This window comes from Actinomycetota bacterium (genome assembly GCA_035765775.1).
Classification (GTDB): domain Bacteria; phylum Actinomycetota; class CADDZG01; order JAHWKV01; family JAOPZY01; genus DASTWV01.
The window spans coordinates 26,588-49,000 of the sequence record DASTWV010000053.1; the positions used below are offsets into that span (position 1 = coordinate 26,588).

The 22,413-nt window shown below is 71.0% G+C and carries 22 protein-coding genes, 2 tRNA genes and 1 riboswitch; of the genes, 5 read left to right on the forward strand and 19 right to left on the reverse strand.

The window, feature by feature from the left end:
* Nucleotides 1-298: 298 nt before the first annotated feature.
* Complete coding sequence (locus VFW71_11870) at nt 299-1,183, forward strand: sigma-70 family RNA polymerase sigma factor (GenBank protein ID HEU5003458.1); 885 nt, start codon at nt 299-301, stop codon at nt 1,181-1,183.
* 58 nt (nt 1,184-1,241) lie between these two features.
* On the opposite strand, the gene VFW71_11875 is transcribed toward VFW71_11870, so the two are convergent.
* From VFW71_11875 to VFW71_11895, 5 genes are all read right to left on the reverse strand, one after another.
* Nucleotides 1,242-2,246 carry a hypothetical protein gene (locus VFW71_11875; GenBank protein HEU5003459.1) on the reverse strand — a complete coding sequence of 335 codons (1,005 nt, stop codon included), beginning with the start codon at nt 2,244-2,246 and terminating at the stop codon, nt 1,242-1,244.
* A 92-nt stretch (nt 2,247-2,338) separates the two neighbouring features.
* A complete protein-coding gene (locus tag VFW71_11880) occupies nt 2,339-2,821 on the reverse strand; it encodes a response regulator (GenBank protein HEU5003460.1) in 483 nt (160 codons plus the stop codon).
* 467 nt (nt 2,822-3,288) lie between these two features.
* Entirely contained in the window at nt 3,289-3,462 is a 174-nt protein-coding gene (locus VFW71_11885) for a hypothetical protein (GenBank protein ID HEU5003461.1), read from the reverse strand.
* Between the two features lie 103 nt (nt 3,463-3,565).
* Nucleotides 3,566-3,844: a hypothetical protein gene (locus tag VFW71_11890; GenBank protein ID HEU5003462.1), complete on the reverse strand. Its 279-nt coding sequence runs from the start codon at nt 3,842-3,844 to the stop codon at nt 3,566-3,568.
* A gap of 226 nt (nt 3,845-4,070) precedes the next feature.
* Nucleotides 4,071-4,141: transfer RNA gene (locus VFW71_11895), tRNA-Cys, on the reverse strand.
* A 152-nt stretch (nt 4,142-4,293) separates the two neighbouring features.
* A riboswitch (cobalamin riboswitch) is annotated at nt 4,294-4,354 on the forward strand.
* A 110-nt stretch (nt 4,355-4,464) separates the two neighbouring features.
* On the opposite strand from VFW71_11895, the gene VFW71_11900 reads away from it, so the two are divergent.
* Genes VFW71_11900 through VFW71_11910 form a run of 3 tightly spaced genes read left to right on the forward strand, consistent with a single transcriptional unit; the run spans nt 4,465 to nt 7,282 of the window.
* The gene (locus tag VFW71_11900) at nt 4,465-5,406 is read left to right on the forward strand and encodes a helical backbone metal receptor (protein ID HEU5003463.1); all 942 of its coding nucleotides are present in this window, start codon (nt 4,465-4,467) and stop codon (nt 5,404-5,406) included.
* A gap of 53 nt (nt 5,407-5,459) precedes the next feature.
* Nucleotides 5,460-6,476, forward strand: coding sequence for an iron ABC transporter permease (locus VFW71_11905; protein ID HEU5003464.1), 1,017 nt, complete (start codon nt 5,460-5,462; stop codon nt 6,474-6,476).
* Nucleotides 6,473-7,282 carry an ABC transporter ATP-binding protein gene (locus VFW71_11910; protein HEU5003465.1) on the forward strand — a complete coding sequence of 270 codons (810 nt, stop codon included), beginning with the start codon at nt 6,473-6,475 and terminating at the stop codon, nt 7,280-7,282. The genes VFW71_11905 and VFW71_11910 overlap by 4 nt, the downstream gene beginning before the upstream one ends.
* Here the strand turns inward: VFW71_11910 and VFW71_11915 are convergent.
* From VFW71_11915 to VFW71_11955, 9 genes are all read right to left on the reverse strand, one after another.
* A complete protein-coding gene (locus VFW71_11915; GenBank protein HEU5003466.1) occupies nt 7,261-7,971 on the reverse strand; it encodes a hypothetical protein in 711 nt (236 codons plus the stop codon). The genes VFW71_11910 and VFW71_11915 overlap by 22 nt on opposite strands.
* A gap of 58 nt (nt 7,972-8,029) precedes the next feature.
* Nucleotides 8,030-8,977: an NADP-dependent oxidoreductase gene (locus VFW71_11920; protein ID HEU5003467.1), complete on the reverse strand. Its 948-nt coding sequence runs from the start codon at nt 8,975-8,977 to the stop codon at nt 8,030-8,032.
* A gap of 757 nt (nt 8,978-9,734) precedes the next feature.
* Nucleotides 9,735-9,810 (reverse strand) — tRNA-Gly (locus tag VFW71_11925).
* Nucleotides 9,811-9,822: 12 nt separating this feature from the next.
* Nucleotides 9,823-10,380 carry a hypothetical protein gene (locus VFW71_11930; protein ID HEU5003468.1) on the reverse strand — a complete coding sequence of 186 codons (558 nt, stop codon included), beginning with the start codon at nt 10,378-10,380 and terminating at the stop codon, nt 9,823-9,825.
* Nucleotides 10,381-10,477: 97 nt separating this feature from the next.
* Nucleotides 10,478-10,921 carry a dUTP diphosphatase gene (gene dut, locus VFW71_11935; protein ID HEU5003469.1) on the reverse strand — a complete coding sequence of 148 codons (444 nt, stop codon included), beginning with the start codon at nt 10,919-10,921 and terminating at the stop codon, nt 10,478-10,480.
* The gene (gene nrdR, locus VFW71_11940; GenBank protein ID HEU5003470.1) at nt 10,918-11,406 is read right to left on the reverse strand and encodes a transcriptional regulator NrdR; all 489 of its coding nucleotides are present in this window, start codon (nt 11,404-11,406) and stop codon (nt 10,918-10,920) included. Before nrdR ends, dut begins: the two co-directional genes overlap by 4 nt.
* A gap of 106 nt (nt 11,407-11,512) precedes the next feature.
* The gene (locus tag VFW71_11945) at nt 11,513-11,872 is read right to left on the reverse strand and encodes a VOC family protein (GenBank protein ID HEU5003471.1); all 360 of its coding nucleotides are present in this window, start codon (nt 11,870-11,872) and stop codon (nt 11,513-11,515) included.
* A gap of 34 nt (nt 11,873-11,906) precedes the next feature.
* A complete protein-coding gene (locus tag VFW71_11950) occupies nt 11,907-14,696 on the reverse strand; it encodes a vitamin B12-dependent ribonucleotide reductase (protein HEU5003472.1) in 2,790 nt (929 codons plus the stop codon).
* Between the two features lie 175 nt (nt 14,697-14,871).
* Nucleotides 14,872-15,147, reverse strand: a complete 276-nt coding sequence (locus VFW71_11955) for a LysM peptidoglycan-binding domain-containing protein (GenBank protein ID HEU5003473.1) — start codon at nt 15,145-15,147, stop codon at nt 14,872-14,874.
* A gap of 151 nt (nt 15,148-15,298) precedes the next feature.
* Between VFW71_11955 and lexA the strand changes: the two genes are divergently transcribed.
* On the forward strand, nt 15,299-15,967 hold the full coding sequence (gene lexA, locus VFW71_11960) for a transcriptional repressor LexA (GenBank protein HEU5003474.1): 669 nt from the start codon (nt 15,299-15,301) through the stop codon (nt 15,965-15,967).
* Nucleotides 15,968-16,661: 694 nt separating this feature from the next.
* Here the strand turns inward: lexA and hflX are convergent.
* The 5 genes from hflX to miaB are packed head-to-tail and all read right to left on the reverse strand — an operon-like array spanning nt 16,662 to nt 22,341.
* On the reverse strand, nt 16,662-18,062 hold the full coding sequence (gene hflX / locus VFW71_11965) for a GTPase HflX (GenBank protein ID HEU5003475.1): 1,401 nt from the start codon (nt 18,060-18,062) through the stop codon (nt 16,662-16,664).
* Nucleotides 18,059-19,276: an LL-diaminopimelate aminotransferase gene (locus VFW71_11970; protein ID HEU5003476.1), complete on the reverse strand. Its 1,218-nt coding sequence runs from the start codon at nt 19,274-19,276 to the stop codon at nt 18,059-18,061. Before VFW71_11970 ends, hflX begins: the two co-directional genes overlap by 4 nt.
* Before the next feature lie 10 nt (nt 19,277-19,286).
* Nucleotides 19,287-20,081: a diaminopimelate epimerase gene (gene dapF, locus VFW71_11975; protein ID HEU5003477.1), complete on the reverse strand. Its 795-nt coding sequence runs from the start codon at nt 20,079-20,081 to the stop codon at nt 19,287-19,289.
* Nucleotides 20,078-20,998, reverse strand: a complete 921-nt coding sequence (gene miaA / locus VFW71_11980) for a tRNA (adenosine(37)-N6)-dimethylallyltransferase MiaA (protein HEU5003478.1) — start codon at nt 20,996-20,998, stop codon at nt 20,078-20,080. The genes dapF and miaA overlap by 4 nt, the downstream gene beginning before the upstream one ends.
* Nucleotides 20,995-22,341, reverse strand: coding sequence for a tRNA (N6-isopentenyl adenosine(37)-C2)-methylthiotransferase MiaB (gene miaB / locus VFW71_11985; GenBank protein HEU5003479.1), 1,347 nt, complete (start codon nt 22,339-22,341; stop codon nt 20,995-20,997). Before miaB ends, miaA begins: the two co-directional genes overlap by 4 nt.
* Nucleotides 22,342-22,413 lie beyond the last annotated feature (72 nt).

Consider the following 22,413-nt stretch of genomic DNA (forward strand, 5'->3'; position numbering starts at 1 on the left):
GGTTGGGGCAGTGGGGGCTCGGGCCTTTGGTTGAGGGTCGCACCGAGAGTCGGAGACGGCCCCGGCGCACCGGGACCCGGCACACTGGGTGCCGGAGCGGGCGGGGTTGATGGCAGAGGCGGCGGTGCCCCCTGCTTCGTCCCCGGGGGCGGACCCGAGCACCCGGCGAGGATCGCCGCCACCAGGACCCCCGTGAACCAGCGTCGCAAGGCAGGAACTATAGGCGGCAACAATGGGGGGCTGTCACATCGGGCCTGCCGGCAGGCGTCGTTGTGTTGACACCGGTGAGGAGGCCACGTTGACCGAGACGGACGTGCTGGCGCAGGCCTTCCAGAGCCAACGCGCCCGCCTGCGCTCGGTGGCCTACCGCATGCTGGGATCGCTCGCCGAGGCGGACGACGCCGTGCAGGAAACCTGGCTCAAGGCGAGCCGGTCCGGGGCCGAGGGCGTGGACAACCTCGGCGCTTGGCTGACCACGGTGGTCTCCCGGGTGTGCCTCGACCAGCTCCGGGCCCGCCGTGCCCGGCGGGAGGAGTCCCTCGAGATCCACGTGCCGGATCCGGTGATCGCCGAGCTGGACGTCGTCGACCCCGAGGCCGAGGCCCTGATGGCCGACACCGTCGGGCTGGCCCTGCTGGTGGTGCTGGAGCAGCTCACCCCGGCGGAGCGGGTGGCCTTCGTGCTCCACGATTTCTTCGACCTCCCCTTCGGCGAGATCGCCGCCATCCTCGGCCGCTCGCCGGTCGCCACCCGCCAGCTGGCCAGCCGGGCGCGGCGCCGGGTGTCCGCCGGCGCAAGGGTGGGCGAGACCGATGTCGGGCGCCAGCGGGCGGTGGTGGACGCCTTCCTCGCCGCCTCCCGGGGCGGCTCCTTCGAGGAGCTGGCGGCCGTGCTGGCCCCCGACGTCGTGCTGCGGGTGGACCTCGGCCCCGGCCATCCGACCCGGGCTGTGGTGGGCCGGGAGGCGGTCGCCCGCCAGGCGCTCATGTTCTCCCACCATGCGCCCCACACCCGGGCAGCCCTCGTGAACGGTGCCCTGGGGATCATCACCACCCCCGACGGCCGCCTGTTCTCGGTGATGGGCATCACCGTGGTCGCTGGCCGGGTCGCCGAGATGACGATCCTGGCCGACCCCGAACGTATCGCCCGCCTGGAGCTCAGATCTGCCGGCGGCTCAGCGTGACACGGAAGACCTCAAGGGCCCTTCAGCGCCTCCCTCCAGCGTCCGCGATCAGATCCGATCAGGCCCGGCCCCGTGAGCGCTCGGCCAGCAGGCCCAGCACGAACACGATCGCCAGCAGCACCACGACCACAATCACGTACAGCAGGGCGTGGCTCGACGAGCCCACGTCGATCACGGTGCTGAGCGTCGGGCCACACCGGGCGACGACCTGGTAGCGGCCGTCCTTGATCGATGAGGGGGCCTTGAGGTTCGCCCGGAACTGGCCGGTGGCGTCGGCGGTGGCGGTGCTGGTGACCTTCGACGCCAGGGTGACGCTGACGGCCGACCCCGGCGTGCAGCCGGTCCCGGAGACGGCGACCGATCCCCCGGGGGCCACTTCGGCCCGATCCAGGGTGAGCACCCCCGCCTGCCCGGCAGCCTGGGTGGACGGCGAGGGGCTCGGGGACGGAGACGGTGTCGGGGTGGGGACCGCCACGGGGGTGGCTGGCGGTGGCGGTGCCGTGATGGTCGCCGGCTTCGTCGGCGTCGCCGTACGAGCCGGAGCGGCCGTCGTCCTCACCGGCGACAGGGCGGGCGGGGGGCTGGGCGATGGCGTGGGGGTGGGCGTTGTGCCCGACACCGGCAGCCCGGGCGTGACGGTGAGCGTAAACATCTGGCTCTGCACCGGCGTGCCATTGCCGATGTTGCCCGCCGTGGTGTGCAGGACGCACCCGGGTGCGGCGCACACGTCAATCTGGATCTGGTAGGTGGCCGCCGGCGTCGCCGGAATGGTGATGATGGTCATCGTGGACGACCACCCGGCCGACCCGCTGCACGCCGGGCTGAAGGACACCGAGGGGCTGGGCGTCGTGGTGGGGTTCGCCACCTCCAGGCAGGCCGGTCCGCCGTCAGCCGCCAGCGGCAGGCCGCCCAGGGCGGCGGTGACGTCGTTGCCCGCCTGCACGGTGGCGCCGGGCGGGGCGACCGTGAAGGCGAGGGCGGGCGTCGCCAGGAGCACGACGCAGCACAGCACCCCCACCGCAGTGGCCGCCCAGTCCCGCGCTCTCGTGCCCACCTTCCCCATCGGCCGCCCCATCATGGCGGCAGCCGCGGGTGGCGCACAAATCGCCGCCCCAGGTACAGATCGGCTACGTCCGCGTGCGCCAGATTCGTTTGTTAGTCGGCATCCAGGCCGCGGAGCAGGCTCTGGCGGTTCGCCCGATCCAGGTCGGCGCTCAGGGGCTCCACGATTTTCATGAGGTCGCCCATCCCGAACGGCTTGCGGATGCAGCACGAGGCCCCGTGCTCCTTTGCCCGGACGAAGTCGTCACCCTGGCACTGGGTGGACAGGAACACCAGCGGGGTGTCCTCCAGGACATCGGAGAGCACCGAGCACACCGACCACCCGTCCATGCCCGGGAGCTTGCCCTCGAGGATGATGAGGTGGGGGCCGAAGTTGATGGCCTCGGCGATGACGTCGAGCCCGCTGCGGGCCGTGAGGACCTCGCAGCCTGAAACCTCCAGCATGTCGACCAGTAGGTTCAGTGTGGCCTCGTCGTTGTCACCGACGAGCACCTTGAGCGCCGAGGCGTCGGAGGGCTCGAGGCCCGTCGCCGCCGCTTCGGCGCCATGGATGTCCCCTCCGCCGTTGGGCCCCATGCGCTCTACATATAGTCGGCCCCCCGTGCCCCCCCGATGAGGCCGCGGGATAGCGCGGATGGACTATTTATTAAAAGCTTTAATGCGTAGCCCGCGCGGCCGAACGCACTGAGTTACTGGTGGCCCGAATTGCAGGAATCTCCCGGAAACGAGACGACCGGGGCAGCATTTCGGCGCCAAATCTATCCCGACGTGATGCTTCATCTTCTCGACAGACGGAGCCAGCCGACGGAACCCTGCGGTCGCCAAGAACGAGCAGGGGCAAGGGCTTTACCCGTCAGAAGCACCGCGCAGTCGACCTGAGCGCCCATCGAGGACAGGCACCCGTTGGCGTGATCGGCCGGTTTTCCGAGCAGATATGCCCGGACTTGGCCGGGACTTGGCCACGCTGCAGCACCCGGTGCCACCCCCCGCCGGCGCCCAATTGGATGGCGCCGCCAGGGGAGCTGCCGGGGTAGTCGCCGTCACTACCCTTGCGGCCGTGTCGGGGACGCAGGGATGAGGTCACTTGCCCCCGTTTTGATGGTGACCACATGGCAGCCGATGTCGGTGGTGTTGGTGTTGGTGGCGCTGTCGTTCACCTTGCCACCCTCGCCCTCGTCCCAGGTGACCACCACAGCGGTCGACGTGCCTTCCTGCATGTCGTCGATGAGGTTGGGCGTGACGAACGAGAACGCCGGCAGCGTCCCGGCCGCCGGTCGGTGGCCAGCTGCGGGTAGGGCGCGTCGAGGCTCGAGCAGGTGGTCAGCGACGAGAGGTAGGGCGGCGGGTTGTGGCGCACCGCTTACTCACCGGCATTGCTTTCCTCGCACGCCTTCCAGCCCACTCGCCGAAGATGCTGGGGGCGAAGGTGCTGCACCGCTTGCTCGGGTTGCAGTCGGACTTGATCGGCTTCAGCGAGGCGTAGGGCAGGCCGGTGACGGCACCCGCGTAGTTCGGCAGGCTGGGGTGGTCGACGGTGCGGTAGTTGGTCGCCAGGCCGCACTCGGCAGCCAGCGCCGGTGCCCAGCCTCGATGGTGCATGGAAACCTCCTTCGGTCTCGCTGCATCGGTCAGGCGACATCCGGACGGATGGCCCGATTCGCATGCTCCCGGGGGCCCGTGTGAACGAACAGGGGGCCGGTTCGCGAACAGCGCGCGAACCAGTCTGTGAATGACGTATGCGATCCGCGCGATCCGGACGGGATGACGAGCCCTCGGTGGCCAGCGCGCGGCGGCCGGCGTCCTCAGCGGCTGCATCGATCAATTGAGGCGGCGGGCAGAATTGAACTGCCGTGCGCGGTTTTGCAGACCGCTGCCTAACCACTCGGCCACGCCGCCATTCAAAAGGAGCGGGGTCGCCGCTCCTCGGATGGCACCTATCGGTGCGGCCCCAGCCCCGCAGGCCGCTGCGCCGATTCTACTGCAGCCACCACTCTGGCCTTCCGGGGCCGGAGGAGGCTAGACTCCCTACCAGCCTTCACGGCAGCGAAGCCGGTGCAAATCCGGCGCTGTCCCGCAACTGTAAGGTCCCTCATTCCGGACCGAGCCAGGTCGCCTGCCGCAGGAGGACACGAACGCCCTCGAGGAAAGGGGTTCTCGTGCGACCGGCGCCTAGCAAGCCCCCTGTCGACCGGGCCCACACTCGACTGACAGGAGGAGCTATGCGAATCCGAGTTGTCCGCTGCGCCGCACCCGCCGCTGCCGCCGTCCTGCTGCTCGCGGCCTGCTCGAAGGCCACGACCACGGCATCGACCACCCCGTCGGCCGGGGGGAACTTCCCGCAGACCATCCAGGCCACCAACGGGGCGGTGACCATCGAGGCGAAGCCCACCCGCATCGTCTCGCTCTCCCCCACCCTCACGGAGGACCTCTACGCCGAGGGCGCCGGCCCCCAGGTGGTGGCGGTCGACCAGGACTCCAACTACCCCGCCGGGGTCCCGAAGACGAGCCTGTCCGGCGTGACGCCCAACGTCGAGGCGATCGCCGGGTACCGGCCCGACCTCGTCGTGCTGAGCGGCGACGTCGAGGGCCTGATCGCCAGCCTCGGCAAGCTGGGCATCCCGGTGCTCAATGAGCCCGCCGCCAACACCCTCGCCGACGCCTATACCGAGATGACCCAGCTCGGGGCCGCCACCGGGCACACCACCGCGGCCGCTGCGCTCGTGGACGCCACCAGGGCGAAGGTGTCGTCGCTCGTGGCGGCCCTGCCGTCGGCGGGCATCACCGAGACCTACTACTACGAGCTCGACCAGACCTTCTACACCGCCACCTCGCACACCTTCATCGGGAGCCTGTTCTCCCTGGCCGGCCTGAAGAACATCGCCGACCCACACGATGACGGCACCGGGTACCCGCAGCTCAACCCGGAGACGATCATTGCCGCCAACCCCGACTTCGTCTTCCTGGCCGACAGCAAGTGTTGCGCCCAGACTGCGGCCACCATCGCCGCCCGGCCCGGTTGGGCGACGTTGAGCGCGGTCAAGGACCACCGGGTCATCACGCTGGACGACGACATCGCCTCCCGCTGGGGCCCCCGGGTCACCGACCTGCTGGCCGCCATCGTGCAGGCGGTGAAGGGAGGCGGGGCATCGCCGACGCCGTAGTCCCCGCCACCCCGACCCGGCGCCCGCTCGCCGGTGTGCGGCCGCGCCGGGGATTGGCCTCCGGCTGGGCCCTGGTGCTCGCTGCGCTGGCGGCGTCGCTGGCCGCCGGGGTGCTGATCGGGCCGGTGGCGCTGCCCCCCCGGGAGGTGCTGCTGGGGCTGGCGTCCAAGCTCCCGCTCCTGCGCGTGCACACCGGGCTGAGCGCCGCCGACCTCGCCATCGTCTGGCAGATCCGGGCGCCCCGGGTGGTGCTCGGGCTGCTGGTCGGCTCGATGCTCAGCATGGCCGGCGGCGCCTACCAGGGCGTGTTCCGCAACCCGCTGGCGGACCCGTACCTGCTGGGGGCGGCAGCCGGTGCCGGCCTGGGCGCCACCCTGGTGATCACGTCGGGATTCGTCGGGTCTCTCGGCCCGATCGGCCCCATCCAGGCGGCCGCCTTCGCCGGGGCCATGCTGGCGGTCGGGGCCACCTGGGCCCTCGCCCGGGGGCGGAACCGCATCCGCTCCACCGCCACGCTCATCCTCGCCGGGGTGGCGGTCACCAGCCTCCTCACCGCCGTCCAGACCTACTACCAGCAGCGCTCGGACTCAACCCTGCGCTCGGTGTACTCCTGGATCCTCGGCAGCCTGGCGACGGCCTCGTGGCACAGCGTCGCCCTGATGCTGCCGTGGGCGGTGATCGGGACGGTGGGCGTCCTGCTGCACCTGCGGGTCATCGACGTGCTGGCGGTGGGCGACGAGGAGGCCGCCACCCTCGGTCTGGCGGTCGAGCGCACCCGGCTCACCGTCGTGCTCAGCGCCACGCTGGCCACCGCCGCGGCGGTGTCGGTCAGCGGGCTGATCGGCTTCGTGGGCATCATCGTTCCCCACACCGTCCGGTTGCTGGTGGGGTCGTCCAACCGGGCGGTCATCCCGCTCAGCATCGTGGGCGGTGGGGCGTTTCTCGTGGCCGCCGACCTCTTCGCCCGCACCGCCATCGCCCCGGCCGAGATCCCGATCGGGGTCATCACCGCGCTCATCGGTGGGCCGTTCTTCCTCGCCCTGCTCGCCCGGCGGGTTTCCCGGACATGAGCGTCCCGGTGATCGAGGTGCGGGAGCTGAGCGTGTCCATCGACGGGCGGCGGATCCTGGAAGGCGTCGGGTTCGCCCTGACCGCCGGCGAGTGGCTGGCGGTGGTCGGACCGAACGGGGCGGGCAAGACCACCCTGTTGCGCTGCATCGCGGGCGGGATGCCCTACCAGGGGTCGATCCGGTTGGCGGGCCATGAGGCCCAGGCCCTGCCCCGGGCGCAACGGGCCCGGCAGGTGGCGGTCGTCCCCCAGCACCCGGTCTTCCCCGAGGGCATGTTGGTTGCCGAGTACGTGCTGCTCGGCCGCACACCGCACGTGCCGCGCTTCGGCTTCGAGCGCCGCACCGACTGGATCGTGGTCGAGGCGCTCCTGGCCCAGCTCGGCCTCTCGGCGCTGGCCAGCCGGGCGATCACCACCCTGTCCGGGGGCGAGCGCCAGCGGGCGGTGATCGCCCGTTCGCTGGCTCAGGAACCGGCGGTGCTGCTGCTCGACGAGCCGACCACCGCCCTCGACCTCGGCCACCAGCACGAGGTGCTCTCCCTGGTGGACGACCTCCGCCTCGCCCGGGGCCTGGCGGTGATCTCCGCCCTGCACGACCTCACCCTGGCCGGGCAGTACGCCGAGCGGTTCCTGCTGCTGGCCGAGGGCCGTCCGGTGGCGACCGGGGCGGCGGCCGAGGTGCTGGAGGCCGATCTCCTCGAGCGCTGCTACGGGACGCCGGTGTCAGTGATCGAGGTGGATGGCACAACCGTGGTGGTGCCGCCCCGCCCCGGGCAGCGCCGGGCTCAGCCGGCCGCCGGGCTGTAGGCCTCGCTCGGGGCCGTCTCGGCCGCCGGGCTCGATGCCCAGATCGCGGCCCCCAGGAACGCGGCGAGGAGGGCCAGGGCCGCCAGCGACCGGGCGGGCGGGGTGAGGTCCTGGTTGCACCCGCTGCCCGACGATCCGCCGGCGGGCGCGCTCGGCCCGGCAAGGACCGAATTGATCCCCCTCTGGGGGTTCACCGGGGCGGCGTGATAGATCCGCTGCCCGCCCGGCTCCTGGATGTAGGTGTAGCAGCGGGTCCGGGCCCCGCCGAAGATCAGCAGGCCGGCGCATCCGGCGGCGACGAGAAAGGCCGCCAGCGCGGCGAGGCCGACGGCGAGGCGGGGATGGGGACCGGAACCCAGGCGGACGTAGCTGATCAGGGACAGGACGCTCGGGACGATCAGCAGCGGGGTGAACGAGAGCGACGTGGGGACAAGGGCGAACCCCATCACGGCCGCCGCCGCCAGAAGTCCCCGCCGCCGCCCCCGGCCGACGCCGAGGATGGCCAGCACCGCCGGCATGAGGTAGAGCGTTCCCAGGGCGACGGCGTGGAGGGTCACGGCGCCGTTCGGGGGGCCGTCCCGTACCTCGCGGACGAGCAGGACGGCCGAGAGGACACCGAAGGCGGCGAACAGCGCGGCCCCGACCATGCCCGGGGCCCATCCCCGTTCGTGCCGCTCGGCAGTGACCATCGGTGTATGAGCATGCCCCCTGCCGACCAAAACCGCACGGGGTGCGAGCGGGCAAGGCTTACGGAACCAGAACGATCTTGCCGAATGTATGGCCACGGGCGACCAACCGGTGAGCCTCGGCCACCTCCGTGAGCGGAACGGTGGCCGCCACCCGGACCCGGAGGCGCCTGGCCTCGGCGAGGCGGACCAGCTCGAGCCGGGCGGCGGCCCGGATCTCCGTGCCCGGGTCAGCCCCGGGCGCGCCGCCGAGCACCCTGATCCCCTCGGCGAACCCCCGCCGGACCGCAGCGATGCTGACGACCCGGTGATAGTCGGCGACCAGAGCCAGCGAGACGTCGATGGCCTCGTCGGTCCCGGCGGTGTCGATGGCGGCGGCAACGCCCACGGGGGCGAGACTCCGTATGCGCTCGAGGAGCCCGGGACCGTAGGTGACGGGCTCGGCGCCCAGCTCCCGGAGGTAGGCGTGGCGGGACTCGCTGGCCGTGGCGACGACCCGGACACCGGCGATGCGTGCGAGCTGGACGGCCATGAGCCCGACGCCACCCGCCGCCCCGTGGATGACGACGGTCTCGCCGGCGGTGATGGCGGCGGCTGACACGCAGTGCACCGCGGTCGCCCCGGCGAGGAGCAGACCGCCGGCCTCCTCGAACGAGAGTGCCGGCGGCTTGGGCACGACCGCTTCGGCCGGGACCACAACCTGCGACGCGTAGGCCCCCTGGATGCGGTAGGCGACGACCTCATCGCCGACGGCGATCGGGCCGGCCGGCCCGGCGGCGTTTTGGCCGACGGCCGTGACCATCCCCGACGCCTCCAGGCCCAGGCGCATCGGAAGAGCCGCCGGATCCCGGCTGAAGGCGCCGCTGTAGGACTTGTAGTCGACAGGGTTGGTGCCGGCTGCCCGGACGTCGAGGAGCACCTCGCCCGGGCCGGGGGCCGCGGTGGGGGCGTCGACGAGGCGGAGCACCTCCGGCCCGCCGTAGGCGGTGGCGACAACGGCGGCCGCCACCTGATGCGTCAGCGTCTCCCCTCTTGGGTGCAGTCGTTCAGCCCCGGAGCTGGCCCTGGACGGGAGCTGCGCCGTGCCCAGGGGGGTCAAGGAACCACCGAACTCGAGTGAGATTCTATGCATTTGCCTCACCCGAACTATCAGGGCGACCCCGTTGAGTCCTGCACAAACGGCAAACCCAAGAAAGAAGAGCGGGTAGCGCCCTCCACCAGTGCTGTGCCTCATCAGTATGGCCATCGCGGCCCAGGCAGCGGCGAACACGACTTGGAACCCTGCAAACACAACTTGCCCGCGCATGCGCCGCTCATCGCTGAGGGCATAGTTCACGACCAGGGCCGCGAGCTCGGCACTCCCAGGAGCGATCCCGGCTGCCACGCCCCGGTAGATCCGCCGACCCTCTCTTGGCTTGATCCCAAGGGTGGTGAGCAGATACCGCCGTTGCTGCCTCAAGGTGCGTTCGTCCATGGCAGGTCAATGGTAAGCCACGTTACTGGTAGCCCCAAACCTCGGTCACCTTGACCACCCGTAGCCCTCAACCGGAAACCCATCGGACTCGACGGTCAGGGGCAGACCGCCGGTTGCGCCGGCCCCCGCCGGGGCGGCCCGGAGGACGGCCCGGAGATAGTTGGTGGAGTAGTACATCCCCTGGCTGTACCACGCCGCCAACATTGCCCGGGGAGCCACCGCCGGCCCTCACGGCCCGGCCCGGGCACGGCCCCACCCGAGCGCCGGTCTCCTCATGAGAAGGGGGTTTACCTGGAGCGGACGACGGGATTCGAACCCGCGACCCTCACCTTGGCAAGGTGATGCTCTACCAACTGAGCCACGTCCGCGTTCCGGCCATCCTACCGTACGCCGGGGCCGATCCCCCCGCCGTAGTACAGCGTCTCCGGCGGGTGGTCCGACCCGGCATTGGTGAACAGGGCCACCAGCGCCCGGGGATTGGTCCACAGGCCGAGTGCCATCCGGCTCTCCTGCCACCGGGCCGCCAGGCCCACGACGAGGCCCAGCCCGGCGAAGCCGAGGAACCCACCCGCCGTCGTCCCGAACCACGCCGGGTTGAACCTCGCAGGCCACAGTGCCAGCGTCGCCACTTCGATGATGCAGATCGCCGCCGAGACCCCCAGCAGCATGATGGCCAAGCGGGATGTGGTGGGGTACTGAGCATCGGCCGGGGCCGGGCCAGGCTTGCCACGGCGCAGGATGATCGACCCAGCCAGCAGGGACAGCGGCCACACCGGCGCCGCCACCGTCAGGGTCATGGCCAGCACGTCGGGCATCATCGACCGCAGGGCGAGCCCGTGCGCCAACCCGTCCAGGAGCGCCACGACCGCGGGCGGGACCAGGGCCATCCCCGACAGCCATGCGGTGGTCGTCAGTCGTCGGAGGGTGGGCGGGCGCATGCCGCCATGGTACTCAGACCACAGGGGGCGGCCCGAGCTGATGTCGGGGACATTTGTCCCGGATTGTGGGACAAATGTCCCCAGTTTCGAGCCCGCCTCACCGACCGGTGGACCCGAACCCGCCTGCTCCCCGCTCGGACGCAGGCAGCTCGTCGACCTCCTCCAGTGCCGCCACGACCACGGGCTGGATCACCAGCTGCGCCACCTTGTCGCCCCGCTCGATCGCGATCGGCTCGGCCGGGTCCAGGTTGATGGCCACCACGGCGATCTCGCCCCGGTACCCGCTGTCGATGAGCCCGGGTGAGTTCACCAAGCCCAGGCCCTGGCGGGCCGCCGCCCCGGACCGGGGCTGCACGAAGCCGGCATACCCGGGGGGAATGGCCACGGCGACGCCCGTGGGGATGCGGGAGCGCTCCCCCGGTGCCAGCGTCACCGACGCGGCTGCGAAGAGGTCGAGGCCGGCATCGCCGACTCGGGCGTACGCCGGCAGGGGCAGTCCTGTGTCGAGGCGGCGGATCGGGACCCGGAGGCCCTCGCTCACTCCTCCGGGACCCCGGCGGGCTGCTTGGGGGGCACCTTCTTGGCCAGCAGGCCCAGCTCGCGCTCGAAGTCGTTCAGTTCCTTGAAGTCCTTGTAGACACTGGCGAAGCGCAGGTAGGCCACCTCGTCGATGTCGCGCAGGCGCTCCAGCACGTCCCGGCCGAGATCGGCGCTGGAGACGACGGTGCGCCCCTCGAGGCGGATGGTCTCGACGATGTCGTCCACCAGCCGGTCCAGGGTCTCGGGCGCCACCTGACGGTTCTTGCACGCCTTGCGGATGCCGGAGAGCAGCTTCTCCCGGTCGAAGGACTGCCGGCCCCCGGAGCGCTTGGCGACGAGCAGCGGGGCGTTCTCCATGCGCTCGAAGGTGGTGAAGCGTTGACCGCACCCCTCGCACTCCCGGCGGCGCCGGATGGCGTGGCCGTCCTCGGCGACGCGCGAGTCCACAACCCGGTCCTGATCCTCACCACATGTCGGGCAACGCATCGCGAAGAATTCTACGCTGCCAGGGACCACATGTGGTGGCTCTTCCAACTAGCCGCTCTAGATGTTGGGCTTGTCCGTCCGGAGCCCGCCCGGATGCGACGCCGGCTCAGACCGGACGCCGGGTGTCGGCGAAGAACTCGACCACGTAGCCGTCCGGGTCCGCCACCTTCAGGGAGGTCAGGCCGGGCTCCTCCCACCAGGCGACCTCCCGCAGCCCCCGGGCGGCGAACTCCCGCCGCCGGGCCTCCACCGCCTCGGCGCCGGACAGGCGGAAGCCGAAATGGGCCATCCCGAGATCCGCCGGGCGCCCCTGCACGAAGGCCAAGACGAACCCGGCCGGCGTGGTCAGGACCACACCGTCATCCGCCTCCCGCACCCACCCCCGCAGACCGAAGACGTCCCGGTAGAAGGCCAGGGAGGCGTCCGGGTTGGAGACGACGAGGGCGAGGTGACCGATCTCGCTCACGGTCCCCCACCCTCGCCGCTGACTTCAGGCAGAGCTACGAGCAGCCGCTCGTCGTCCCGCACGACTCGCATACGAAGCACGATCCCGCCGGCCGCATCGAGATTCCGCACGTGTAGCACAGAGGGGCATCGACGGCGGGGTTGCGCACGACCAGCCGGGGCAGCCCCTCGACGGGCATGTCGGGGGGCGCCGGGGCAGCCGGAGCTGCGGCCTCCGAACCCTCGAGGTGACTGCCGTGGCCGTTGGTGACGATCGGCTGCCCGCCGTCGAGTGCCCGCTTGCGCTCGGTGGTGGTGAAGACGTTGAGCGCCGCCCGGTCCTCGGGGCTCAGGTAGTCGGCCCCCAGCCGCCGGAAGATGTAGTCGACCACCGAGGTGGCGAAGCGGAAGTCGGGGTCGTCGGTGATGCCTGAAGGCTCGAAGCGCATGTTGATGAACTTCTCGACGTAGGCCTTCAGCGGCACCCCGTACTGCAGGCCGATGGAGATGGCGATGGCGAAGGCGTCCATCACTCCGGCCAGCGTGCTGCCCTGCTTGGCCACCTTCAGGAAGATCTCGCCCAGCTCCCCGGTGTCGGGGTACTCCCCGGCGTTGACGTAGCCGTCGCAGTCGGCGATGCGGAACGAGGTGGTCTTCGACGGCCGCTTGCGGGGCAGGCGACGGCGCACCGGGCTCGGCCGCTCGGCCGCCTTGGGGGCCTCGGCGGCGGCAGGCGTGGCCTTGTCGCTCCCCTTCTTGTCGCCCCCCTTCTTGTCGGCCGACAACGGCTGGCCCACCTTGCAGTTGTCCCGGTAGATCGCCAGGTTCTTCAGCCCGAGGCGCCAGCCCTCCAGGTAGAGGGCCTCGATCTCCTCGACGGTGGCGGTCTCCGGCATGTTCACCGTCTTGGAGGAGGACCCGGACAGGAAGGGCTGCACGGCGGCCAGCATCTTCACGTGGCCCATGTAGTGGATCGGGCTGTCGCCCATGGCGCAGTCGAAGACCGGGTAGTGGTCCTCGTGCAGGTGCGGCGCCCCCTTGACCGTGTTGTTCTCGGTCACGTAGTCGACGATGTCGGCGACATGGCGGGGCGGGTAGCCGAGCTGCTTCAGCGCCTTCGGCACTCCCTGGTTGACGATCTTCATCGTCCCCCCGCCCACCAGCTTCTTGGTCTTGGCCAGCGCGAGGTCGGGCTCGATGCCGGTGGTGTCGGCGTCGAGCAGGAAGCTGATGGTTCCGGTCGGTGCGATGAGGCTCACCTGGGCGTTGCGGTAGCCGTAGCGCTCGCCCAGCTCGAGGGCGTCGTCCCAGGCCAGCTTGGCGGCGTCGACGATGCGCCGGGGCGCCAGCGCAGTATCGATGCCATCGACCGCGTCCCGGTGCCGGCGGATGACATCGAGGTGGGCCTCGGCGTTGCCCGGCACCGTCCAGCCCGGGTAGGGGCCGAGGACGCCGGCGATCTCCGCCGAGCGCCGGTAGGCCACGCCGCTCATGAGGGCGGTGATGGCCGCCGCCCACGCCCGCCCGGCGTCGGAGTCGTAGGACACCCCCTGTTGCATGAGCAGGGCGCCGAGATCGGTGTAGCCGATGCCGAGCTCCCGGTAGTTGTTGACCATGGCGGTGACCTTGGGGGTCGGGTACTCGGCGTTGTGCACCGAGATGTCCATGGCCGTGATGGTGGTCTCGACAGCCGCGGTGAACGAGGCGACGTCGAAGCTGCCGTCGTCCTGCACGAACTTGGTCAGGCGGATGGACGCCAGGTTGCAGGATGTATTGGCAGGACGGACATATTCCCCACATGGGTTAGTTGCCCGGATCGGCCCCGCCGCCGGCGAGGTGTGCCACCGGTTCATGGTGTCCAGGTAGAACACGCCCGGGTCGGCGCATTCCCAGGCCGCCTCGGCGATCTCCCGCATCAGCGCCCGGGCCTTCAGGGTCTTGATGGTCCGGCCGTCCTTCACCGCCTTCAGGTCCCAGTCCCGGTCGTCGAGGTAGGCCTGCAGGAAGGCGTCGCTCAGGCCCACCGAGTTGTTGGCGTTCTGGTACTGCAGCGAGTGCGAGTCCGCCCCGTCGAGGTCCATGTCGAAGCCCGCCTCCCGCAGAGCCCGGGCCTTGCGCTCCTCCCGGACCTTGCAGGTGATGAACTCCTCGACGTCGGGGTGGTCCACGTCCAGGACCACCATCTTGGCCGCCCGGCGGGTGGAGCCGCCGGACTTGATGGTGCCGGCCGAGGCGTCGGCGCCCCGCATGAACGACACCGGCCCGGACGCCGTCCCACCCGAGGTGAGCAGCTCCTTGGAGGAGCGCAGCTTGGAGAGGTTGATCCCCGCCCCCGACCCGGCCTTGAAGATCAGGCCCTCCTCGACGTACCAGTTGAGGATCGACTGCATGTCGTCCTCGACGTCGAGGATGAAGCAGGCCGACACCCGGGGCGGGTTGACCAGGCCGACGTTGAACCACACCGGCGAATTGAACGCCATCTTCTGCATCAGCAGCAGGTGGGTGAGCTCGGCGGCGAAGGTCTCCTCGCTCCCGTCGGAGAAGTACCGGTCCCCGATCCCCCGCTCGGTGTACCAGCCCACGACCCGGTCGATCATGGATTTGACCGACCCCTCCCGGCGGGGCGACCCGAGCGGGCCCCGGAAGTACTTCTGGGCCACGATGTTGGTGGCATTCTGCGACCAGGCCTTCGGGAACTCCAGGTCGCGCTGCTCGAAGGCGATCTTGTCGCCTGAGCCGATGCGGGCGTCCCGCCGCTCCCACTCCACCTCCGCATAGGGGTGGAGCCCGGGCTGCGTGAAGTACCGCTCCATGCGGAGCCCTGCCGTGTGAACGCCGTCGCTCACTCTCATGTGCCCTCCCCACTATGAAACGCAGCGGCCGGCGACATTCTTTCCAGAGACTGCGAAAAAATCAACATGTTGTGGTCCAGCCGGCCGCTGACGCAAGATCTCGTAGGGGTGAGAGCCTAAATTACAGACCTGTAAGAGTCAACAAGCAATGTTTCGCGGGCCGGTGGCCCTACGGCAGGGTCAGCTTCTCCCCGGTGTAGATCTCCCCGTCGCCGAGGTTGTTGGCCTGCTGCAGGTCGTAGATGTACTGGCGAGGGTCCTCCTGCGGGGCGTAGTGCTCGGCCAGGCTCCACAGGGTCTCGCCCGGCGCCACGACGTGGACCACCGGCGGCGGCACCGACCCGGGAGCGCCCGCCCAGAGCGCGGGCTTGGCGAACATGACCAGCAGGCAGGCCCCGGCGGCCACGACGAACGCCCGTACCCGGGAACGTCTGTTCGTTGTCATGGTGCCACTGTAGGTCGGGGGCCGGGGGCCGTCAAGAGAAAACCGAACAAATGTTTGCCTTTTTTCCGCTGAGCCCCTACACTGGCCCTCGAACCACCCGCAACGACGCATCAACAGAGCACAACAGTCCGAACCGACCTGGGAGGTGCCCATGAACGAGCGACCGCTGGACTCCGGAACCCGCCTCCCCGACGGGACCGACCTCAGCACCCGGCAGCGAGCCATCCTGGACTACATCGTCCAGAGCGTGGAGGAGCGGGGCTACCCGCCGGCCGTGCGGGAGATCGGCGATGCGGTAGGCCTGGCGTCGCCCAGTACGGTCCACGTCCACCTGAAGACGCTGGAGGACCGGGGCTACCTGCGCCGGGACCCCACCAAGCCCCGGGCGATCGAGGTCCGCTGGGAAGGTGGGGCGCCCCGCCGGGCGGCGGCGCAGACCCTGCCGGTCTACGGGTCGATCGCCGCCGGGCCGACCTCCCTGGCCGAGCAGACGCAGGAAGGCACCATCGCCGTCCCGGAGGAGTTCGTGGACGACACCCCCCACTTCGTGCTCCGCGTGCGGGGCGAGTCGATGATCGGCGCCGGCATCAACGACGGCGACTACGCGGTCATCCGGGCCAACGCCAACCCGTCCAACGGCGAGATCGTGGCCGCCCAGGTCGAGGGACCGACCGGCGAGGCTGAGGCGACGGTGAAGCGGTTCTTCCGCACCGGGGGCCGCATCGTGCTGATGCCCGAGAACCCCAACGTCGACCCGATCGAGCCCGAGGGCGAGGTCCGGGTCCTGGGCAAGGTGGTGGCGATCCTCCGGCGGATGTAGGCCCCGAAGGGATCGACATGGACATCGGAGCCGCTAAGGACGACGTTGAGCGTGAAGCCACCTACCGCTTCATCAATTCTGAGATCGGCGAACAAGGCCGCGTCCTCCTGGAAGAGGCCCGCGGCATTGACGCCAAGGCCACTGTCGTCGCTGGGTTCACGAGTTGTCCGAGGCGGCTCCGGTGTATGTCGTCGGGCAGGTGGCGGGAACAAAGGCGAAGATCTACCAGGGCGTCCAGACGGAAAGTTCGCTTGCGACGACGAGAAGGCAGACGCTGAGAGACCAGAGTAGCGCCTTGGTGTTTGCCATTCTGAGGTTCGCTTGAAAGGGTCCGCCCATGAACGAAACGAAGTCGAATGGCCTTCCGCCGACCCCCCCGCCAAAGCCCCCGGCTCCCAAGGTGGGCAGTCGGGAGCCCCAGCCTGCCATGGTCGCCAATGATCGGCTGATCGGCCGCTCGATTGTCGGCGGCGGAGCACCGGCAAAGCGCACATGGCACGTGACGCCCCGGACTTAGGGCCCGCAAGGCGCGTCGGCACTCCGGCCGCGAGTCGAGTCGCCATCGCCGACGGCCGCGGGCCGTTCAGCGGTTGGACCGAAGGCGCATAGTTATGGATTGCGGTGACAAATAGTCTGTGAGTGCTGAGGTCCGTATAGCACCCCCGCAGACTCACGGACTTCAGTCGCCCGGCCCCTACCCGTCCTCGCCCGCACCCGCACCTTCCAGGGGCGCGTCCACCAGGTACTCCCCCAGCCGGGCCAGGACGGCGGTCGATGTGCGAACCTGGAGGCGGGCGCCGCCGGGCTCGAACGACTCGTCCAGCACCTCGGCCTCGTCGTGGAGTTGGCTGCGGATGTCGCCCCGCTCGAAGGGCACGAAGAACTCGGCCACCAGGTGGGCCGCCCGGATGCGGTCGGCGACCACCGACAGCAAGTCGTCCAGCCCTTCGCCGGTCAGGGCGGAGATGAACACCGACCCCGGGAAGCGGGCCGCCAGCGCCACCGCCCCCCCGGCGGGCAGCAGGTCCCGCTTGTTCAGCACCACCATCGACGGGAGGTCCTGCGCCCCGATCTCGGCCAGCACCCGCTCGACCGCCTCCAAGTGCGCCACCGGATCGGGCTGGGCGGCGTCGACGACGTGGAGCAGCAGATCGGAGCCCGCCGTCTCCTCCAGCGTCGAGCGGAAGGCCTCCACCAGCGTGTGGGGCAGCTTCTTGACGAACCCCACGGTGTCGGTCAGGACCACGTCCCGCCCGTCGGGCAGCGACAGCCGCCGGGCGGTGGGGTCCAGCGTCGAGAACAGCCGGTCCTCTACCAGCACCCCGGCCCCGGTCAGGGCGTTGAGCAGCGTCGACTTCCCCGAGTTCGTGTAGCCCACCAGCGAGATCTGGGGCACGCCGGAGCGGACCCGCCGGCCCCGCTTGGTCTCCCGGGTGCGCTCCAGGTCCTCCAGGTCCCGGCGCAGCTTCTGCAGCCGGCGCCGGATGCGCCGGCGGTCGACCTCCAGCTTGGTCTCGCCCGGCCCCCGCCTCGTGCCGATGCCACCGCCCATGCGGCTGAGGACCTCGCCCCAGCCCCGGAGCCGCGGCAGGTCGTAGGTGAGCTGGGCGAGCTCCACCTGCAACTTGCCCTCGGCGGAGTGGGCGTGCTGGGAGAAGACGTCCAGGATGAGGCCGGTGCGGTCGATGATCTTCAGCTGGTCGGGGGCCAGCGGGTTCACGCCGGCCAGGTCCTCCAGGTTGCGCCCCTGGGCGGGGGCCAGCTCGTCGTCGAAGATGACCGCGCTGGCGTGCAGTGCCTTGGCGAGATGGATGACCTCCCGGGCCTTGCCGCTGCCCAGGTAGGTGGCCGGCTCCGGGGTGTCGCGTACCTGGAGCACCCGCTCGACCGCCTCCGCCCCCGCCGTGTCGGCCAGGAGGGCCAGCTCCTCGAGCGACGCCTCGGCCTCCTCAAGCTCGCTCGACGACCGGGCCAGGCCGACCAGCACCACCCGCTCCCGCTCCTCGGAGCCCGGCCCGCCCGGGCCGGCGCTGGCCCCTCCAGAAGCCGCGCCCCGGGACGCCCCGCCGGCCGAGGCCCGAACCCTGCCCGTCACCGACCTCCAGCCGCTCCGCCTGCGGCACCACTGCCGACGGACCTCCCGCCCGCCGCACGCAATGCCCGGGCGATGCGCTCGGCCCCCTCGGCCAGGCGGTCGTCGTCAATCGTGAGCGAAAAGCGGACAAAACCCTCTCCCGCCGCCCCGTAGCCGACCCCGGGGGTGACGACCACCCCGGCCCGGTCCAGCAGGAAGTCGGCGAAGGCCTGGGACGGCTCGCCGCCCGGGGTCGGCGCCCACAGGTACAGCGCCGCCTTGGGCGGGACCAGGGCCCAGCCCGCCGCATTGAGGGCGTCCACCAGGGTGTCCCGCCGCCGGGTGTACACCGCGCACTGGGCGGCCACGGCCTCCTGCGGGCCGTTGAGCGCCTCGATGCCCGCCCGCTGCAGGGCGTTGAAGATGCCCGAGTCGATGTTGGTCTTCACCCGGCCGAGCGCCTCGACCGCCACCGGCGACCCGACCGCCCAGCCGATCCGCCAGCCGGTCATGTTGTAGGTCTTCGACAGCGAGCCGAACTCGAGGGCGACCTCCGTCGCCCCCGGGGTCTGCAGGACACTGGGGGCGACATAGCCGTCGTAGGTGACGTCGACATAGGCGGCGTCGTGGGCCAGCAGCAGGTTGTGGCTGCGGCAGAACTCGACCGCCTGCTCGAAGGTCCCGGGCGCCACCGTCGCCGAGGTCGGGTTCCCCGGGTAGTTCAGCCAGAGGATCTTGGCGGCCACGGCGTCGCCCGGGCTGATCTCGCCCAGCCGGGGCTGGAAGCCATGGGCAGCTTCCAACGGGAAGGGCACCGGCCGGCCTCCGGCCAGGATGGCGCTGGTGGCGTAGACCGGGTAGCCCGGGTCGGGGATGAGGACGGTGTCGCCCGGATCCACGAAGGCGGTCGCCAAGTTGTGGATGCCCTCCTTCGACCCGATGAGCGGGAGCACCTGCGACTCCGGGTCGAGGTCGATGCCGAAGCGCCGCTGGTAGTAGCCGGCGATGGCCCGGCGCAGGTCCGCCAGCCCGTAGTACGACGGGTAGCGGTGGTTGGCGGGGTCGGCGACCGCCGCCTGAGCAGCGGCCACGATGTGGCCCGGGGTGGGTAGGTCGGGGTCGCCGATGGCGAACGAGATGACGTCCACTCCCCGGTCGCGGGCCTCGGCGATCCGCCGGTCCAGCGTGGCGAACAGGTAGGGCGGCAGCTGGTCGATCCGTTTGGCCGTCCTCACGCGCGGCCCCTCACGGCAGGGCTCCGTCGTACACGTGGGCGGCCGGGCCGGTCTGGTAGAGGTGGCCGTCCTCGCCGCGCTCGACGACCAGGTCACCGCCCAGGGTGCGCACGGTTGCCCGGTCCAGCCCGGCGGCGGCCACCGCGGCGGTCGAGCCCGAACCCGATGCCAGCGTCACCCCCACCCCCCGCTCCCAGAAGCGCACGGCGAGGGCGTCGTCGCCTTCCACCTGGACGAACTCGACGTTGGTGCGGTTGGGGAAGTGGTCGTGGGTCTCGACCTGGGGTCCCAGCTCCAGGATCGGCACCACCGCCAGGTCCTCGACGATGGTGACCGCGTGCGGGTTGCCGGTCGCCACCTTGTGCCAGGTGCGGTCGAACAGCTCGACGGTGCCCTGCAGCTGCGGGACGCCCATGTCCACCCGGACGCTGGCCACCTCGCCCTCGGCCACGGCGATCTCCACCACCTTGATGTCACCGCCGCACTCCACCCGGATGCGGGGTTGCGACCACAACCCGGCCTCGTGCAGGAAGCGGCCGACGCAGCGCAGCCCGTTGCCGGACACCTCGGCCACCCCGCCGTCGGCATTGAACAGCCGGAAGTGGAAATCGATCTCCGGGCTGGAGGACGGCACCAGCCGGATGATGCCGTCGGCCCCGATACCGAAGTGCCGGTCGCAGGCGAAGCGGGCCAGCTCGGGGGTGACGTCCTCGATGAAGATGATGATGAAGTCGTTGCCCAGCCCCTGGTACTTGGAGAACTCGATCGGGGGCCCCTTCGGGCGAACCGGTACCTCACCGCTCACGCCGCCGCCTCCCTTCCCGCTCGTAGTGCCGCCGCGGCACCCGCCGCATCGGCGTTGAACCACGCCACCCGGGGATCAGCCCCGAACCACCGCTCCTGGCGGCGGGCGAACCGGCGGGTCCGGACCTTGATGGCCATGACCGACTCCTCCAGGGTGCAGTCCCCGTCCAGAAAGGCGAGCACCTGGGCGTAGCCGAGCGCCTGCACCGACGTCGCCGACGCCCGCATCCCGGCGGCCACCAGGCCCTCGACCTCGGCGACCAGCCCCCGCTCGATCTGGGCCTCCACCCGCACCTCGATGCGCCGGTCCAGCTCCGGGCGGGGGGCGGTGAGCCCGACGAGGGTCACGTCGAACACCGACTCGGGCTGGCGCCAGGCGGTCCGGAACGCCGAGAAGGGCCGCCCGGTCACCTCGAGGACCTCGAGGGCCCGGATCGTCCGCCGGGCGTTGGCCGGGTCGATGAGCGCCGCCGCCTGGGGATCCAGGCCTGCGAGGCGCCGGTGCAGGGCCTGCGCACCTACCTCGGCCGCCTCCGCCTCGAGCGATGCCCGCACCGCCGGGTCGGTGCCGGGGAAATCGAAGGGATCGATGACCGCCCGCACGTAGAGCCCGGAGCCGCCGACCAGCAGGGGCACGCGCCCGGCGGCGACCACCGCGCTCACCGCCGCCCGGGCCCGCGCCTGGAAGTCGGCGACCGTCAGGGTGTGGCTGGGCTCGACGATGTCGATGAGGTGGTGGGGCACCCGCGAGCGCTCGGCCGCCGAGGGCTTGTCCGTGCCGATGTCCATCCCGCGGTACACCATGGCCGAGTCCATCGAGACGATCTCGGCCCCCAGCCCGGGGGCGATCTCCAGGGCGAGGGCGGTCTTGCCGGCGGCGGTGGGGCCGACGAGCGCCAGGACCCGCGGCCGGGTCACCGGGGGGAGGCCCCGACCCGGTCGGGCACGACCTCGCCCTCCAGGTGGTGGGGGGCCGCGGACATCACCCGGGCGTGGACGAACTGCCCGTCTGCGAGCACACCGTCGGGGTCCGGCACGTGCACGAGCTTGTTGGTCCGCGTGCGCCCGGTGGCCTTGCCCGGGACCTTCTTGGACGGCCCCTCGATGAGCAGCTCCACAATCTCGCCGACCAGGTCCCGGTTGTGGGCCAGGGAGTGGCGCTCCTGGGCGGCCACCAGGCGGTCGAAGCGCTCCTGCACCACCGGCTTGGGGATCTGGTCCTCCCGGGCCCCGGCCACCGTCCCGGGGCGGGGCGAGTACTGGAAGGTGTAGGCGGCGTCGAAGGCCACCTCCTCCACGAGCGACAGGGTGCCGGCGAAGTCCTCCTCGGTCTCGCCCGGGAACCCCACGATGATGTCGGTGGTGATCGCCAGGCCGGGGATCTCCCGCCGGGCGAGGGCGATCTTGTCCAGGTAGCGCTCCCGGGAGTACGACCGCTTCATCTCCTTCAGCACCCGGTCGGAGCCGGACTGCAGCGGCAGGTGGAGGTGCTCGCACACCACACCCGACGCGGCCATCGCCCGGGCGACCGGCTCCCGGAAGTCCTTGGGATGCGGCGAGGTGAACCGCACCCGGCGCAGGCCCGGGATGCCGTCGAGCGCCAGGAGCAGGTCGGCGAACCGGGGCGTCCCGTACACGTCGCGGCCGTAGGAGTTGACGTTCTGGCCGAGGAGGCTGACCTCGACCACCCCGTCGGCCACCAGGGCGGACACCTCGCCCAGGATGTCGCCGATACGCCGGGAGGTCTCGTGGCCCCGGACACTGGGCACGATGCAGAAGGTGCACGCGTTGTTGCAGCCGAACTGGATCGCCACCCAGGCGTGGGTCTTCGAGCCCCGGCGGGCGGGCAGGGCCGAGGGGAAGACCGAGAGGGTCTCGGCGAACTCGACCATGGGCACGCCCTGCGCCTCGGCCGCCCCCATGAGCCCGGGCAGGGCCTCGATGTTGCGGGTGCCGAAGACCACGTCCACCCAGGGTGCCTTCTGCACCACAAGGCCCCGGTCCTTCTCGGCGAGGCAGCCGCCGACCACGATCTGGCGGCCCGGCCGCTGCGCCTTGAGGGCCTTGACCGCGCCCAGGTTGCCGTAGAGCTTGTTGTCGGCGTTCTCCCGGATGGCGCAGGTATTGAAGAGGATGACGTCGGCGTCCTCCGCCGAGTCCGCACGCCGGTAGCCCTGCGCCTCGAGGAGCCCCGCGATGCGCTCGGAGTCGTGCTCGTTCATCTGGCACCCGAAGGTGCGGATCCAGTAGCTCTTGGACACGGTGCCCCCACGATACCGGCGGCGGGGCGGGCGCGGCGGCCGTCCGGCGCCGGGGCGCCCGGGGGGCGTTGC